This window comes from SAR86 cluster bacterium (assembly GCA_029268615.1).
In the GTDB taxonomy this organism is placed as follows: Bacteria; Pseudomonadota; Gammaproteobacteria; order Magnimaribacterales; family Magnimaribacteraceae; genus JAQWNM01.
This window is the reverse complement of the sequence record JAQWNM010000004.1, coordinates 1-16,611: the sequence shown is the minus strand read 5'-3', so window position 1 is coordinate 16,611 and position 16,611 is coordinate 1. Positions and strand designations below refer to the sequence as shown.

The window sequence follows — 16,611 nt, the reverse complement described above, 5'->3', positions numbered from 1 at the left end:
CTATATATTCATAGAAAATTCTACGTCCTTCAAATCATCTTTTCCGATTAGTTTTTCAACTGATTTATTTAAAGGATCATTCTCAAAAATTATTCTATACAAAGATTCAACAATTGGCATTTTTAATTCTAAATTTATTAATTGGTCGTTTACAAGCTTAAGAGTTTTTAAGCCCTCTGCAGTTTGTCCAATCAAGCCAAGAGCTTCATTAACACTTTTGCCTTCTCCTATGAATTTACCAACTGCATGATTTCTACTTAATGGAGAACTGCAAGTTGTGATTAGATCTCCAACTCCAGATAAACCAAGGAAGGTCATTGGATCCGCTCCTAGAGCTACTGCTAATCTGCTCATTTCAGCAAGTCCTCTTGTAACAATCATTCCCTCTGTATTTTCTCCAGCTCCTAGTCCATCTGCTATGCCACAAGCTAATGCATAAATATTTTTTAGGGCTCCACCTAATTCAACTCCAAAGATATCTAAACTAGTGTAGATCCTAAAAGTAGACGTATGATAAATTTTTGAAATACTTTTCTTCAAAGCTTCATTCTGACTTGCAATAACCGATCCTGAAAGATGTCCTTGAGCGATCTCAAGCGCTAAATTAGGACCACTCAAAACTCCAATAGACTTACTTGATCCAACAACCTCTTCCATGACTTGACTCATTAACTTAAAGCCTTTTTCTTCTATGCCCTTGGTGGCACTTATTAAGAATGCCTCCTTTGGAATAAACTTAAACGCGTCTTCTAGAACTTGTCTAAATGAAATACTAGGAACGCACATAATAACAACTTGCGTCTCACTAAGGGCCTCCTCTAAAGATGTTGTTGATTTTAGATCCTGAGATAAAGTTAAAGAAGGAATATATTCATGATTTATGTGATTTAAATTAATTTGGTCTGACAAACCTTTATTTCTCATCCATAAAGTAGCATCTACTTGATTGACTGCTGCCATATGACCTAAAACTGTCCCCCAACTCCCACCTCCTAAGATGGTTATTTTTGGTTCTTTCATTGATCTATTTAAATATATTATTTTAGAAATTTAAATATATTTTAACAGCGACTAGCTACTTCCACCTAAAGACCTGTAAAATTAGTTTATGAACATAAGAGAACTATCAACTTTTAAAGAAGTAATTAATTATTTATTAGAAAAGAAATGTGAGTATGTAAAGGTAGGAATCACAGACATAGATGGAGTTATTAGAGGAAAGTACATGCATGTTCAGAAATTTTTTAAATCTCTGGAAGATGGCTTTGGATTTTGCGATGTTATTTTTGGATGGGATAGTTCTGATGACCTAATTGGATTTACTTCCTCTGAATATAAGGATGTATTCACCGGCTGGAAAACTGGCTATCAAGACGTAAAGGTAAGAGTCATACCTTCTTCAGGTAGGATTAGCCCTTTTGAAGAGAATATTCCATTCTTTTTGTGTGAATTAGAAATAGCAGAAATATGTCCTAGGGGAACATTAAGAAGAATACTAAGTAAATATGCTGATAAAGGCCTCACTGCTAAGACTTCTTTAGAATATGAATTCTTCTTATTCAAGGAATCGCCTACCTCCTTAAGAGATAAAGATTATAAAAACCTTTTACCCTTCACTCCGGGTATGTATGGTTATTCTATTCTCAGAAGTTCTGTTGAGTCTGACTTGTACCAAAAGATATTATCGATGTGTTCAATTATGGATATGCAATTAGAAGGGCTGCATACGGAGACAGGGCCTGGAGTTTTAGAGGGGGCAATATCTTATGATGAGGCGATGAATTCTGCAGATAAAGCTACTTTATTTAAAACTTTTATAAAAATTCTGGCGCAGAAGAATGATTTACTTGCAAACTTCATGGCTAAATGGTCAGAACATTATCCAGGTCAATCTGGTCATATCCATTGTTCAATATGGAATGAATCTAATGAACCTATTTTTAAAATTGCTGACAATAATCACTTTTCAAAAGAACTTAATTTTTTTATTGGAGGGTTGCAAAAATATATGAAAGAATTTTGTGTGATGCTAGCACCTACAGTTAATTCTTACCAAAGACTCATGCCGGGTGCATGGGCCCCAAATAGCTTGACTTGGGGAATTGAAAATAGGACTGCTGGATTTAGAGTAATTAATGGAAATCCTCCATCTCAACGAGTTGAAAATAGACTTCCAGGGGCTGATGCAAATCCATATCTAGCTTTAGCAGCTACTCTCGGAGCTGGTTTTTTAGGGATAGAAGAACAAATTAGTCCGTCTCAAGAAACGGATGGTAATGCTTACTATCAAAAATTGGAAAAAGAACAATTGACGCCTAAAGATCTTAAAGAAGCCACTAATCTATTTAAAAACTCAAAAGCTGCCAAAAAACTTTTTGGTAAAACTTTCGTAAATCATTATAGTGCGAGCAGAGAATGGGAATATCAAAAATTTAAGGAGTCAAAAAAACCTACTTTTGAGAATGGTAAAATTTCTCATTGGGAATTAAAAAGATATTTTGAAATTATATGAAATCAATAAATGAAATTTTCAGCGTTCAAGACAAGGTTATTTTAATTACTGGAGCTTCCTCTGGTTTTGGTAAACATTTTGCTCTGACGTTATCCACTGCAGGAGCAAAGGTAGTCATCAGTGCTAGAAGAGAAGAACCTCTGTATAATTTATCTCAAGATATAAAAGAATTAGGTAACGAATGTTTAGCTTTTCCTCTAGATGTATCATCCGGGGAATCCGTAACTAAATTAATAGCAGAAGTGGAAAGTAAATTTGGTCATATAGATGTACTTATTAATAATGCTGGCATTTCAGATCCTATATGGTTTAAAGATCTGAAAGAAGAAAGCTGGTTAAGTATCATAGAGACGAACTTAAACGGAGCCTTCAGAGTTGCAAAGCAAGTATCTGATCTCATGATGAAGCAAGAAAGATCAGGAAGCATTATAAATATTGCCTCTATTTTAGGTCTGAGGGCAGGAGTCCAGCAAACAAGTTATGGGGTCTCTAAAGCAGGCTTATTGCAGTTAACTAAAGTGATGGCTCTAGAATTAGCTCGACATAACATAAGAGTGAACGCAATAGCGCCTGGTTACATACAAAGTGAAATGACCAAAGATTTCTTCAATACTCCTGAAGGAGAAAATTATATGAAGAGAATACCACAAAGGAGATTTGGTGATCCACAAGATTTAGATGGTGCTATCATTTTGCTCGCAAGTGAGGCATCTTCTTTTATGACTGGATCAGTTATAGCTGTGGATGGTGGCCACTTAGTCAACCCTTTATAGAATTCACTCTATTATTTTAATTAAACTGCCTACTGACAACTCTCCTTCAGGATAATCTCCATTAAGCAATCTTAAGCGACCTTCAGGATCATAAGGAATTGCACTGGATTTAGATAAAGTACTATAAGAGTCTCCATTTTTAACTACATAACTGCTTATTTTTAATGGTTTAGCTAACAATTTTTCTTTATTTCTTAAACTTCTAAAACTATTAATTATAGATAAAAATTGTTCGTCAAAATCCGAGAATTTAGAACCTTGTTCTACTGATCCATAAAATTGATAAATATTTTTATCTCTAAAAATTACAGCCAATCTATAAAGACTATTCCCACTTGAGGCTATCGCAGTAAAAGCATCAAGACCATCAGGAGATATATTCTGACCTGAAATTATATCAAAAGCCTTATTTCTTTCTAAATACTCTTTAGCAGATAAACGTCTATTTTGATCTTCCATGGTAAAAAATAGTGAAGCCTGACTTTTGGGAGCTAAAAAACCTAACCTATCTTGGGAATTTAATATTTCCCACGATGCTGGAGCTTTCAGATGAAAATTTAATGGTCCATGATAGAAATCACTACCTCTTCTTATGCCGGCATTTTCACTATCTCCATAGACCAATCCATCAATTGATTCAAGATAGTTACTTTTTATTTTTTTAGAGACAATAGGTAGATTCTGAGAGCTTATTAATACCGCCTGGAGTCTCTTATCATTAGAAGGATGTGATGAAAAAAGGCCATGATATGTTTTAGGTTCTTGACCCCTAAGTTCAGATAAATTTTTAGAATAAATTTCCTGTTCCTTCAAGACAGTAAGTGTCTCCATCATTCCCTGAGGTGAATAACCATCGAGCGCCATATATTCTGCGCCTATCTTATCAGCCTCAAGTTCCATCTCTCTTCCATATCCAGCTAGAAAAGCTCCTCCTGCCATATTAGTTATATCTGCAGCTGTCCTTCCAGCTTGAGACCCAACTATCATAGACATAAAGCCTATAAGTTGAGCTTGAGACATCTGTCTAACTGAATGACGGGCTGTAACATGGCCTAATTCATGACCCAATACAGCTGCAAGTTCTTCTTCTGAAGATAAATAAGCCATCAAACCTCTATTGATAAAAATATAGCCACCAGGTAAGGCAAATGCATTAATGTCGGGACTATCTAGCACTGTAAAACGATATATTAGATTTGAACGATGACTTTTTTTTGCTAAAGATTCGCCTATCATTTGAACATAGGCTTGGAGATCTTTATCTTTATACGCAGGAACTTGTTGAAGTACTTGAACGCTATAATTCTGTCCCATGGCAATTTCTGAATCCTCGGACATAGTAACAAAATCTCTATTACCTGTTACTGGATTGATTGAACAACTAGTTAATAAACTAAAAACAAGTAGTAGTCTTAAAGTCATAATTTTTTGCTAGTTGATTACCCTATTACTCATCAAGTAATTTTAGAGTTTGTGCACCAAAACTATCCCACCATATTTTTCCCATATCTTTTATATTATCAATATTTTTTTTACTTATATCGTCTAATTTTCTTTTGCTTTTCCCTAAAGAAGAATTAACTCTTAGATAATTTTGTCCTATTAAATCTTCTGCTAACTTATTCTGCAAACTTGTTTCAGTCATGATACCTAGAAGATCATGGGTCATCCAGCCAAATAGGCCCCAATCTTTTGAAGCTTTGCCGTTAATTTTTCTTCTGTTTAATCCAGTGCCAATACTAAGGACTTTAATTTCATCATCTGGATAAATTTTTAAAGCTTCAATATAAGAATTCATAGCCGGATTATTCTCAACAACCCCTCCATCTATAAGGTAATTACCTTTCACTTCAGCAGTTGGAAAAAATGTTGGAGCAGCGCTTGTGGCCTCAGCAGCTTCTACTAAATTTATGTGCTTTGTTTCATAAGAACTTAAAAGAACAGGTGATCTATCTTCTACATCATAAGCTGTTACGGCAACCGGTTTTTTAGAATCTCCAAAAGTTAATTCCCCAAAGTAATCTTCTAAGACGCTTCTTTTTCCTTCTGGATTATATTTAGCCTTACCAGTAATTAAAGTTGAGCCAAGTCCGCGTTGCCATACTTCTGATTGCATAATGCGTTTAATATTCTTCATATTCCACATTTCAAGCATCTCATCTGTGTCCATACCTACCGAACCAATGCCAATACAAGAAATGCCTCCAGAGGATGTTCCTATAAAATAATCAAAGCATTCTGAAATATCTCTTCTTAGCTCTTTCTCTAGGATATTTAGAAAAGTTAGAGTGGCAATACAACGAACCCCTCCTCCGTCTAACGAAAGTGCATATTTTTTCACGATATAAATATAACTGAGATACTACTCAGTTAGAAGTCTAACTTACAACCTTTTGCCAAAGGCTAAAGAAATTTCCACCCATGACCTTTCCAATTGTTGGCTTGTCATAACCTCTTAGAGTCATCTCTTCAACAATAGAATGGAAATAAGCATCACTTCCAAAGCCTTCGCTATATTTAGACACACCTCTCAAATCAGATCCAATGCCTACATGCTCTGGGCCTACTAATTTAATAACATGCTCAATATAATCAACCATTACACTGACTGACTCAATATATTTCCCATGAGGCCAAATACCAACTATCCCTCCCTGTTGAGCAATAAGAATAACCTCTTGGTCAGTCAGAGCTCTATCCTGATCTTTAAGAGATTTTAGACCACCATGGCTAAAAATAACGGGGTCTTTAGAGAATTCTAGTACATCAAGAATGGTTTCAGTATTTGCATGAGCAATATCTATAATTATATTTAACTTATTAGCTTCTAGAACCACCTCTTTTCCAAATTCTGTTAAGCCACCGGGGCTATAAGGATAACTTTGAACATGCCCTAATTTATTTGCCCTGAAATGAACTAACTGAATTAATCGTAGGCCCATTTCATAAAAGGTATAAAGGTTTTGAATATTCCCTTCTAGTCCATCAGCCCCTTCTATTGCTGAAATAATTGACAAGTGCTCAGCATCCTTTGCAACTAGAACATCATTTGGAGAAAGAGCCAAAACAGCCTTTTTATGTTGGCTTGTTTTTTTTATACGCTCTAGTCTTTCCATAGTTAATTTATAGGATTCGCCGGGAAGAGGTTTATATTTACCTCTAGGAATGACCCCATCCTCAGTAACATAATTTCCTTGAAAAGCCATATCAGTGCTGATAGCAGCTACTACTAAATTCATGCCCTGAGATAAATATAATTCAATCTCAGCCAGTCCAATACTATCTATATGATCTCTATGGAATCTACTAGGGTGTGCATGCATATCAGAAAAAACAGTATCATCAAATGAATAGCCTTGATTAGCATTTAATTGAACAGAAAAAGAACTATTAAAGATGAAAAACAAAGAAGCAAATAAAAATTTAGACATAGTTGAGATTAAATCATTAGAATCAAATTTATTTAAAAAATTCAGCCAAACGGTTGCCTGAAGCGCAAGCAAGAGTCCAACCATAAAAACCCTGACCTGTATTTACATATATTCCTTTAGTATTCATTGGTCCAATGATTGGAACACTAGAAGGAGTTAAAGGTCTATCCCCACTCCATTGAATTATATCTTTTGAACCATAATCAGCTAAATGAGGCGCTATATCCTTAGCTAAACTCAATAATTGAGACATTCTTGCCTGATCTAAAGACTTATCTTGTCCTAAAAAATCAGCAAAGCCAGTAATTCTTACTTTGTCCCCCATTTTTGTAAACAACATCCTTTTGTCCGTAATTGTTAAGCTCTTTGAGAACTTTAGGCTTCCTGTAGGTAAAGTAATACTGTAACCCCTTACAGGAATTATAGGAAACGAAATATCTACTAACTTATCAGAGTAAGCACCAGCACAAATCACAATATTCTGAACTTCTAATTCTTGGGAATTAATTGTTAGTGAAGAAATTTTATTTTTGTGCTTATTAATTTTAGTCACTTTAGAATTAAATATAAACCTTGCATCTTGTTCCAACAGCCAACTATATAAGTTCTGACAAAAAAGATAACTATCTCCTACCTCGTCTGACTTTGAATAAATAGCGCCCACAAAATTTGCTTTTAAAGTTGCGATTGCCGGTTCAATATTTATTGCCTCTTCCATCGATAGACTTTTATTATCAGATCCCATCTGATTTTTTTTTGAAATAAAAGAAATCTCCTGATGAAGAGATTTTATATTGTCGTAAAGTACAATCTTTGAAGATTTTTCATAAGAAAAATCTGATCCAATATTTAACAACATTTCTTCAAAAAGTGATTTAGAAGAAAGAGAGAGTTCTAATAAATTTAGGCTATTTTTTTTATGTCTGAATTTTAAACATTCAAACAAAAATCTAAAAGACCAGTTTAAAGATTTAAACGTTTTTGGTGGCTTAAATTTAATAGCAGGATCTTTATTAAACATTACCGAAGGTATCTTAAAAAATAAGTTGGGCTTTCCCAAAGGATCTGATAAACAATAAGATAGTTGTCCTCCATTAGCGTAACTTGAGCCCTTAGCAACACTGTCAGCTTGATCTATTATGGTGACGTTATGACCCTGTTTAATTAGATAATAAGCTGTAGTGAGTCCAACTACTCCCGCGCCAATGACATGTATGTGCATGCAAGAGATAATACTTCTAATTTATTAAATCTTTTTATTCTAATCTTATACTATCTCATAACTTATAGTTATGACTTAGTGTAAAAGTTATAAAATTTTCTAAGATTAAAGCTCTGCTAGTTGACCTTGAGAGAATTATATTTACATCAAAAACAGGGGAATGTTTTAATTCCCATATTTTATACTGACTATTGTATGAGGAAGCAGATATTTCATCTAAAATTGTAATGCCTACTCCTTTTTCTACAAAGGATCTTGCCATCTGATATGTGTCAGTAGTGGTAATAAAATTTGGTTGGAAGTTATGAACTTTAAAGAAATGATTTAACTTTTCAGATAAAGGACCCTCAATCTTAATAAAAGGTATGTTATGTAAATCTTCACAAGATAATACTTTATTAGGGAATGGAAATTTATCTGAACTAAGGACTACGAAACTTCCCTCTAGAATTCTTATGCTTTCAACTTCTTCATTCTCCTTAGCATCATAAGCTAAACCTATATCGATGCTACCTTCATTGATATGATTTAAAATTTCATCATGGTGAAAAGTATGAGTTTGGAAATGTACGCCTGGAAAATCTGAGCTAAAAATTGAGACCAAATTAGGTACTAAATCTATGCCTAGTGATGGAGTGCAAGCTAACCGAATTAATCCAGGAGGACTAGTTATAATATTTGTTGCTAACAATTTTAGTTTTGATAAATCTTGATGAATTTTATCTGCATATGAAAAAAGGATATCTGCTTCTGGAGTAGGTATTAGTTTACGTTTAATCCTTGCAAAAAGTAGAAATCCTAATTGATGCTCAGTGTGTGCTAACACTTTACTTACTGAAGGTTGCGACACATGTAAAGATTTAGCTGCTTCAGTTATGGTACCTTTTGTGTAAACAGCATGAAATACCTCTAATTGCCTTGTTCTCATTAATATTCTTAATATTTTAATATCTTAGTTCATAACCTTAGTCTATGATTATAGTTAAAACAAGAATTAGACTGAAATTAAATTATTGCTAAGGTAGCTGCAAGTCTTTAAGAAGAATTAAGATTTATGTGTTTAAATTAGAGAAAATATAGGGAAATATATTTTCTCATAAAGAGTCATTAAGAACGGGGAATTCCTATGAACAAATTATATATATCATTGGTATCTATACTTCTATTTACCTCATCATTAACTATTTTAGCAGCTGATGAAACTGAAGAAATAGAAGAAGTGATCGTAACTGGTAGCCAGATTAAAGGTGCTAAGATAACAGGTGCTTTACCTGTTTCAATTATAACAGGTGCAGATATTGAAGCCATTGGAGTTGATTCTGGCGATGACCTGCTTGAACACATAGTTGAGCAAGGTCAAAACTACTTTACAGAAGCGGAAGATGCTTCTGGTGGTGTGAATGCATCTCGAGGAGATGTTGGAGCCTATAACTTAAGAAATTTAGGTGTTGGTAATACTCTAACGCTTCTCAATGGTAGAAGGTTAGTAAGCTCACCTGGTTATCAGACTGAATTAATTGGAGGAGATTATGTCCCAACTACCAGTGTGAACTCAAACTTAATTCCTGTTACTGGAATTGAGAGATTGGAAATTTTACGAGATGGTGCTTCAGCTATTTATGGTGCAGATGCTGTGGCCGGTGTTATCAACAATGTCTTACAAAAAGATTTTGAAGGATTGACAGTTAGGGCCAAAGTTAGTGGGTATGATCACTTTACTACTGAAGACAGTAAAGTAACTATTAAGTGGGGATCATTCTTTAATGATGGGGCTACCAATGTAGGTGTATTTTTTGACCACTATGATCGTGGTAACATAAATGCGCAAGAAGACCCAAGATGGGGTGCAGGAGAACATAGACCTTTTGTTGATGATGATTCACCATGGAAAACAAGCACTTCTTTTAGAAACTTAAGCTCACACTCTTTGTATGGTCAGTTTGATATGGTAAGTTCAAAGGAACATGCTGGCGAAAGTTATAATCATTTGTGGACTGACTCTAACGGAGAGTTTGAAATTTTTCCTCTAGGTGATGCTAAATGTACTAACAGAGGTCATCCTCTTTTTGATACAGGTTATGGAACTTGTATTGCTCAAGATGGAAATGGTGCTTTGAGAAGTAATTTCTGGGGCAAGACTGATGTTAGATCTGAACTTGTCAGAACCAATGTTGTCATGTTTATTAATCATGAAATGGATAATGGAGTCGAAGCATTTACAGAACTCGGCTTTTATACCTCAGATAGTGATAGAATTGCACATCCTTCTTATGCATTTTCATCTTCAAAACATAGAATTGGTCCGGATCATTACTATTTAAATCAACTTAAGGTAGATGTAGATGGCGTACCTACAGCCATATTTGCTGGGAAACAGCTTTATATTGATAATTATCGATACGAAGAGAGACAAAGGCTAGTCAATGTAAAAAAAGATACGTATAGATTTCTTCAAGGTTTTAGAGGCACAACCGGTGCTTGGGACTGGGAAACAGCTTTCGTAACTTCTAAAGCTACATCTGATGATGTAACAAGCAATAGAATGTCTAATAATCTTCTGAAAGAAGCTTTGTATGACTCTACTCAAGCTGCTTACAACCCTTTTAGTGCAGGAGTAAATTCAAATATAGAAAGAACGTTGGTTGATGTTTACAGAAAAGGCACAAGTGAACTCACAATGTTTGATTTTAAAATGTCTAATAACGCACTATGGTCACTTCCAGCAGGAGACGTAGGTCTCTTGGTAGGATTTGAGTACCGTGATGAAGAAATGGATGATGACAGAGATCCAAGATTAGATGGAACTATCACGTATACTGACTACGAAGGTGATACCTATCCATTAGTAGCAGATGTTTTAAATTCATCACCAACAGGAGATGTTTCAGGCTCAAGAGATGTATCATCTGTGTTTGCTGAATTACAAATTCCTGTAGCAGAAACAATTGACATGCAGTTAGCAGTTCGACATGAAGATTTCTCTGACTTTGGCAACGCCACAGTAGGAAAACTTGCATTAGGCTGGCAAATATTAGATCAGATAAATTTTAGAGCCTCTGTATCAACAGCGTTTAGAGCTCCAAACATCATTCAGGTGAATGAAACGACCGTTGTAAGATCTGGAACAAGATATGACCGAGCAGCATTTCAAGTTAATGCAGTGCAAAGCGTTGATAATGTGATCGATTCTGATTCACGTTACACCATTCAAAGAATGGCAACAGGAGCTGCAGGTCTTGATGCTGAAGAATCAGATAACACGTCCTATGGTATTGTTTTAACTCCATCAGATGAATTACTTATTACCATTGATGCTTGGACTATTGAAAAAGATAAAACTATTGGCTTGTTCGGTCGCGAAAACCAAACAGTCAATGACATGCTTTTAAGATTTCAAAATGGAACAAATAATTGTTCAACTTTTGCGGGAGATCCTTTGGTTGTGAGAGAGGCTCCTGATGAAGGTGATCTAGCTGGTTTTGCAGCAGCAGGCGTATGCCCTTTTGGGGACATTAAATACATCAAGAATAATTACACCAACATGGCAAAAAGAACCATTGAAGGTACTGATATTGGTGTCTACTATACTGTTGAAACTGACTATGGTGAGTTTGATTTTCGATACAATGGAACATTTCTTGATGAATTTGAACAAAAAGCGAGTGGAGATTTTGCTGCCCTTCAAGCCAAAAAAGACAGCGGCGTAATTCCAGAATCAATTCCTTTAAAGGGTTTTGGTGATCTACTTGGAAAAGACGGAATCTATGATGAAAAGCACTCTATGAGATTGTCCTGGCAAAAAGGGCCCTACAGAGTCAGCTTAACGGAACTTATGAAAGGTTCATTTGTGCAAACTTCATTAGGTACAAAGAATGGTATACCTTATGAAGTTCCTAGTATGACAACAAGGGATCTAACATTGTCGTATAACTTTAAAATGATGGGCAATGAAGCAAGAGTTAGATTTGCTGTAAAAAATATTCAAGACGAAAGAGCTCCTACAGCAGACAGATATTATGGATACTATGCTGATGCTCATTCAGACTATGGAAGGAACTATTATGTTGATTTCACTTTAAAAATGTAATAAACCTTAAGTATTTAAAAGGGAGCATTAGCTCCCTTTTTTATTTACAATAAATCTTTATGTCCTTCTTACAAAATAATAAAGGGTTTGCATTAGGTGTTGCAATAGCACTCTTTGTATTACTTCTTCCAACTCCTGAATCTTTATCTCCCGAAGCTCATAAAACTGCAGCATTATTTTTATTAATGGGAGTTTGGTGGGCCACAGAAGCTGTCCCTGTTGCAGTAACTGCGCTCGTTCCCTTGGCTTTATTTCCGCTATTAGGAATTGTTGATATTCAATCAGCTGCAAATCCTTATGCAAATAAAACTATTTATCTTTTTTTTGGAGGATTTTTAATTGCTACTGCTATTCAAAAATGGAACTTACATAAAAGAATCGCTTTATTTGTTCTTGAAAATACCGGTTCTAATGGCGCCTCTTTAATACTTGGCTTTATGATCACTGCTGCCGTGATAAGCATGTGGGTAATGAACACTGCAACCACAATCATGTTGTTACCAATAGGTTTAGCTGTAATTACAGTAGTGAAAGAAACCGTAAGAGGTTTAAGTCCCAAAGAAACTGAAAATTTTCAACTGGCTCTGTTATTGGGCATAGCTTATGGTGCGACGATAGGAGGTATGTCTACCCTCATTGGAACAGGTCCAAATGGAATGTTAGCTGCATTCATGGCAGATAATTATGACTTAGATATAAGCTTTGTGGATTGGATGAAAGTTGGAGTTCCTTTGAGCGTTGTTATGCTTCCAGCCTGCTGGGTTATATTAACTCGCATTATCTATCCAGTTAAGTTTCAAACCTCGCAAGAGACGACTGACCTTCTTTCTTCAATGAAAAATGATCTTGGAGATCTTAAAGGGCCTGAAATGAAAATTCTAATTGTTTTTGTTTTTACTGCATTCGCGTGGATGTTTAGAACAGTTCTAGATGACATACCTTTTTTAAATGGTTTATCTGATTCTGGAATAGCCATGATATCAGCACTCTTCTTATTTCTACTTCCAAGCGGACATAAAGAAAAAAAAGGTGCTTTGCTAGAATGGGATGATGCTCAAAAAAATGTTCCTTGGGGTTTGCTGGTTCTTTTTGGGGGCGGCTTAAGCCTAGCAAATGCCGTTCAAAGCACTGGGCTAGCAATTTGGATGGGAAATCTTATCCCACAGGGCATAAGCTTGGTCCTTATCGTAATTTTAGTTGTGACTTTAATTATATTCTTAACAGAATTAACATCTAATATGGCTACAACTGCAACTTTCCTTCCTGTAGTAGCAGCCATTGCTATTCAATCAGAATTTAATCCTTTATTAGTAACGGCCGCTGTAGCTTTAGCAGCTAGTTGTGCTTTTATGCTCCCTGTTGCCACGCCACCAAATGCTATTGTCTTTGGTTCTGGCTTAATAAAGGTGCCTCAAATGGCAAAAGCAGGGTTCCTATTAAATATTCTTGCGATTCTTATTGTGTCCTTTATAGCTGTGGTATCAGTACCTTACTTTTTACTCTGATCTATTTACCCTTGGCAATAGCATTTGGTCTTCTGGTATCTGCTACTCCGAACAAATAATTATCTTTTAGAAAGATGGCTTGAACACTCCCCATCGTATCAGTAGGTCGAATTATGTGAGAAAAACTTTCCAATAGTTTTAATGTATCTGGACTTATTCCACTCTCAACTTCAAGATCATCTGCCACTCTCTGATTCACCCTAGGAACTAGAACCGACTCCGCGTAACCCAAATCATGATCAATAACATTGGAGATCACTTGAGTAAGAATGTTAGGTATTCTCCCTCCTCCAGGTGAACCTAAAACGATAGATAGATCACCCGACGGATTAAAGACCATTGTAGGAGCTTGCGTACTGATCATTCTTTTGTTGGGTTCAAGTTTATTAGCCTCACTCGTACCAAATTCAGCTTGAGTATCGCCGTAATAATGAGAAAAATTTCTCATTTGATTATTTAGAAGAAAACCCGCTCTTTCTACTGTAACTCCCGAGCCAAAAGAAGATCCTAAAGTATAAGTTAACGAAACAGCATTTCCATCTGAGTCCACAACTGACAAATGGGTCGTATCCGGACTTTCATCAGCTTTCTTAAAATCTCCTGCAAGAATTAACTCTGGAGGGGTTTTTAAATTTGATGTGATGGATTTAGAAGTTTTGCTTGCATAGTCTTTGCTCAAAATATTTTCTACAGGTACATCATAAAAATCAGGATCACCATGATATTTAGCTCTATCAGCAAAAGCGCGGATCATAGCTTCGGATAGATAATGAATTGAAGAAGCAGAATTATGTCCAGCTGATTTCATATCAAAGTTTTCAAGAAAATTAAGTGTTTGCAGAAGCACCAGACCCCCACTTGCTGCCGGAGGCATTGACACTACCCTGTGGTCTCTGTATGTAGTTTCTATTATGACTCTTTCCTTGGCTTCATATAAAGCAAGATCTTCCTTAGTAATTAAACCCCCATTCTTTAATGAATCTTCAGATATCCAATCCGCTATCTCACCCCTATAAAAAACTTCATCACCTTTTTGACTGATCAAAGTTAATGTTTTAGCTAGTCTTGGTTGTTTAAATAAAGAGTTAACCTCTAATGCTTTTCCATTTTTGTAAAATTTATTCTTAGAAATTTGATTCTTTAATAATGAGTCTTTAGCCCACTCCAATACAAAATTTAAGTCATGCGAAACTTTTATCCCTTTATAGGCCAATTGAATTGATGGCCGTAAAACTTGTTTTAAAGTTAACTTCCCATGATTACGGTGAGCTTTTATCAGGCCTGCCACAGTACCAGGTACCGCATTAACTAAATGACCAAAACGAATTACCCCTTCTTCGGTCAAATACATTTCACTTTTAGCTGCTTTTGGAGCTGCCGAACGATAATCAATAGCAGATATATCTTTGGATTGAGCATCATAAATCAACATAAAACCGCCACCACCGAGATTCCCTGCTCTGGGTAAGGTAACGGAAAGAGCAAAACCCATAGCAACAGCAGCATCTACTGCATTTCCACCTTGGTCAAGAATTTGATAACCAACTTTTGTTGCATCTTCGTTTTGAGAAACAACCATAAACTCTTGACCTATCTCAGGGTGTATTCTTTGGTCATATCTAAGAATAGATTCCGCAGAAAAAGGAATAGAAGGAAAATAAATTATAAGGAAAATTAAAAAGAATCTAAATTTAAAGTACATGATTTTAAGGAGAAACCGCCACAGCTCCTGCCCCTGGTCTTCGTGGGTCTGCTGCACCATAAAAATAATTACCTTCTTTTAATATAGCCTGCACACTTCCCATCGTTCTACCTTCTCTTAATTTATGACCTTTCTTTTCTAAAATATTAAGCGTGTCTTGACTGAAGCCAGATTCAACTAACAAAAGATCTGGAAGCCATTGATGATGAATGCGAGGACTAGCAACTGCTTGTGCAACATTCATCTCAAATTCTATAAGATTTAAAACTACTTGTAGTACTGTAGTAATAATTCTACTTCCACCAGGACTCCCAACTATTAAATATGGATTACCATCTTTAAAAATAATCGTTGGAGTCATAGAGCTTAAAGGTCTTTTAAATGGAGCAATAGCATTAGCCTCAGCTCCAAGCAATCCAAATGCATTTGGCGTTCCTGGTTTAGAAGAAAAATCATCCATCTCATTATTTATAAAGAATCCCGTACCAGGTATAACTATTCCTGATCCATAAGAGAAATTAAGAGTGTAAGTATTGGAAACAGCATTACCCATTTTATCCATAACTGAAAAGTGTGTGGTATCAGGGCTCTCATAAGGTAATGGATCTCCAACTAAGACATCAATAGAAGAGGTTGCCTCTTCAAGAGATATCTTTCTTGAAAGTTCTTTAGCATATTCCTTGCTAGTTAAACCCAATAAAGGAACTTCAGCAAAGTCGGTATCTCCTAAAAACACACTTCTATCAGCATAGGCTCGTTTCATTACTTCTGACAATAAGTGAATATAATTAGAAGAACCAAAGCCCATTTCTTTAAGAGAAAAAGACTCAAGGATATTGAGCATTTGTATTAAGTGCACACCTCCAGAACTACTAGGGGGCATTGAGATAATGTTAAAGTTTTTATAAGTACCTCTTAAAGGTTCTCGTTCAGATACATGGTAGTTAGCCAAGTCTTCTAAGGAAATTATTCCTCCATTCCGCTCCATCTCATCTACTATCTTTTTAGCTATTTTCCCTTCGTAAAATGCTTTTGGTCCAAACCTCTTCAGTTGTTGTAAGGACCAAGCTAGATCAGGAAGTTTTAAAGTTTCCCCTGCCCTGTATGGGACTTTATCTTTTTTATAATAGGCTTTAGAAGCAGCTAAATTTGAAGTTAATCTCTTTTTATAAAGAGTTAAAACATTTTCTATATCATGCGTTACTTCAAAACCATTCTTAGCTAAATTTAAAGCTGGTGTTATCACTTCACTCCAAGACATAGTGCCATATTTTTCTAATGCATGAGACAATCCAGCAACAGTTCCAGGAACTCCAGCTGAAAGAAGCGAAAATCTTGCTTTTGTCTTGTCGTAATTTCCTGCAGAGTCTAAGAATAAA

Annotated in this window: 12 protein-coding genes; 4 read left to right on the top strand and 8 right to left on the bottom strand. The window is 35.5% G+C overall.

Translation table 11 applies throughout. The annotated features are described in order from the left end of the window. Complete coding sequence (locus P8J93_01020) at positions 1–1,020, bottom strand: NAD(P)-dependent glycerol-3-phosphate dehydrogenase (protein MDG2060385.1); 1,020 nt, start codon at positions 1,018–1,020, stop codon at positions 1–3. Between the two features lie 88 nt (positions 1,021–1,108). Between P8J93_01020 and P8J93_01015 the strand changes: the two genes are divergently transcribed. Both P8J93_01015 and P8J93_01010 read left to right on the top strand, forming a co-directional pair. Beyond that, a complete protein-coding gene (locus P8J93_01015; GenBank protein MDG2060384.1) occupies positions 1,109–2,512 on the top strand; it encodes a glutamine synthetase in 1,404 nt (467 codons plus the stop codon). Further along, a complete protein-coding gene (locus tag P8J93_01010) occupies positions 2,509–3,285 on the top strand; it encodes a glucose 1-dehydrogenase (GenBank protein ID MDG2060383.1) in 777 nt (258 codons plus the stop codon). Before P8J93_01015 ends, P8J93_01010 begins: the two co-directional genes overlap by 4 nt. Before the next feature lie 3 nt (positions 3,286–3,288). Here the strand turns inward: P8J93_01010 and P8J93_01005 are convergent, their stop codons facing one another. Genes P8J93_01005 through P8J93_00985 form a run of 5 tightly spaced genes read right to left on the bottom strand, consistent with a single transcriptional unit; the run spans position 3,289 to position 8,866 of the window. Continuing rightward, positions 3,289–4,707, bottom strand: a complete 1,419-nt coding sequence (locus P8J93_01005; GenBank protein MDG2060382.1) for a M48 family metalloprotease — start codon at positions 4,705–4,707, stop codon at positions 3,289–3,291. A gap of 25 nt (positions 4,708–4,732) precedes the next feature. Next, entirely contained in the window at positions 4,733–5,626 is an 894-nt protein-coding gene (locus P8J93_01000) for a patatin-like phospholipase family protein (GenBank protein ID MDG2060381.1), read from the bottom strand. Positions 5,627–5,663: 37 nt separating this feature from the next. After that, the gene (locus P8J93_00995) at positions 5,664–6,716 is read right to left on the bottom strand and encodes a membrane dipeptidase (GenBank protein ID MDG2060380.1); all 1,053 of its coding nucleotides are present in this window, start codon (positions 6,714–6,716) and stop codon (positions 5,664–5,666) included. A 28-nt stretch (positions 6,717–6,744) separates the two neighbouring features. Then, positions 6,745–7,938: an FAD-dependent oxidoreductase gene (locus tag P8J93_00990; protein ID MDG2060379.1), complete on the bottom strand. Its 1,194-nt coding sequence runs from the start codon at positions 7,936–7,938 to the stop codon at positions 6,745–6,747. 55 nt (positions 7,939–7,993) lie between these two features. Beyond that, positions 7,994–8,866, bottom strand: coding sequence for a LysR family transcriptional regulator (locus P8J93_00985; GenBank protein ID MDG2060378.1), 873 nt, complete (start codon positions 8,864–8,866; stop codon positions 7,994–7,996). 198 nt (positions 8,867–9,064) lie between these two features. Here P8J93_00985 and P8J93_00980 point away from each other — a divergent pair, with 198 nt between their 5' ends. Both P8J93_00980 and P8J93_00975 read left to right on the top strand, forming a co-directional pair. Continuing rightward, positions 9,065–12,025, top strand: coding sequence for a TonB-dependent receptor (locus P8J93_00980; protein ID MDG2060377.1), 2,961 nt, complete (start codon positions 9,065–9,067; stop codon positions 12,023–12,025). A 59-nt stretch (positions 12,026–12,084) separates the two neighbouring features. Continuing rightward, complete coding sequence (locus P8J93_00975) at positions 12,085–13,530, top strand: DASS family sodium-coupled anion symporter (protein MDG2060376.1); 1,446 nt, start codon at positions 12,085–12,087, stop codon at positions 13,528–13,530. Position 13,531: 1 nt separating this feature from the next. Here P8J93_00975 and ggt (P8J93_00970) read toward each other — a convergent pair whose 3' ends face one another. Continuing rightward, positions 13,532–15,232, bottom strand: a complete 1,701-nt coding sequence (gene ggt, locus P8J93_00970) for a gamma-glutamyltransferase (protein ID MDG2060375.1) — start codon at positions 15,230–15,232, stop codon at positions 13,532–13,534. 4 nt (positions 15,233–15,236) lie between these two features. After that, positions 15,237–16,611 (bottom strand): gamma-glutamyltransferase (gene ggt, locus P8J93_00965; protein MDG2060374.1); only part of this gene is annotated, 1,375 nt, incomplete at its 5' end.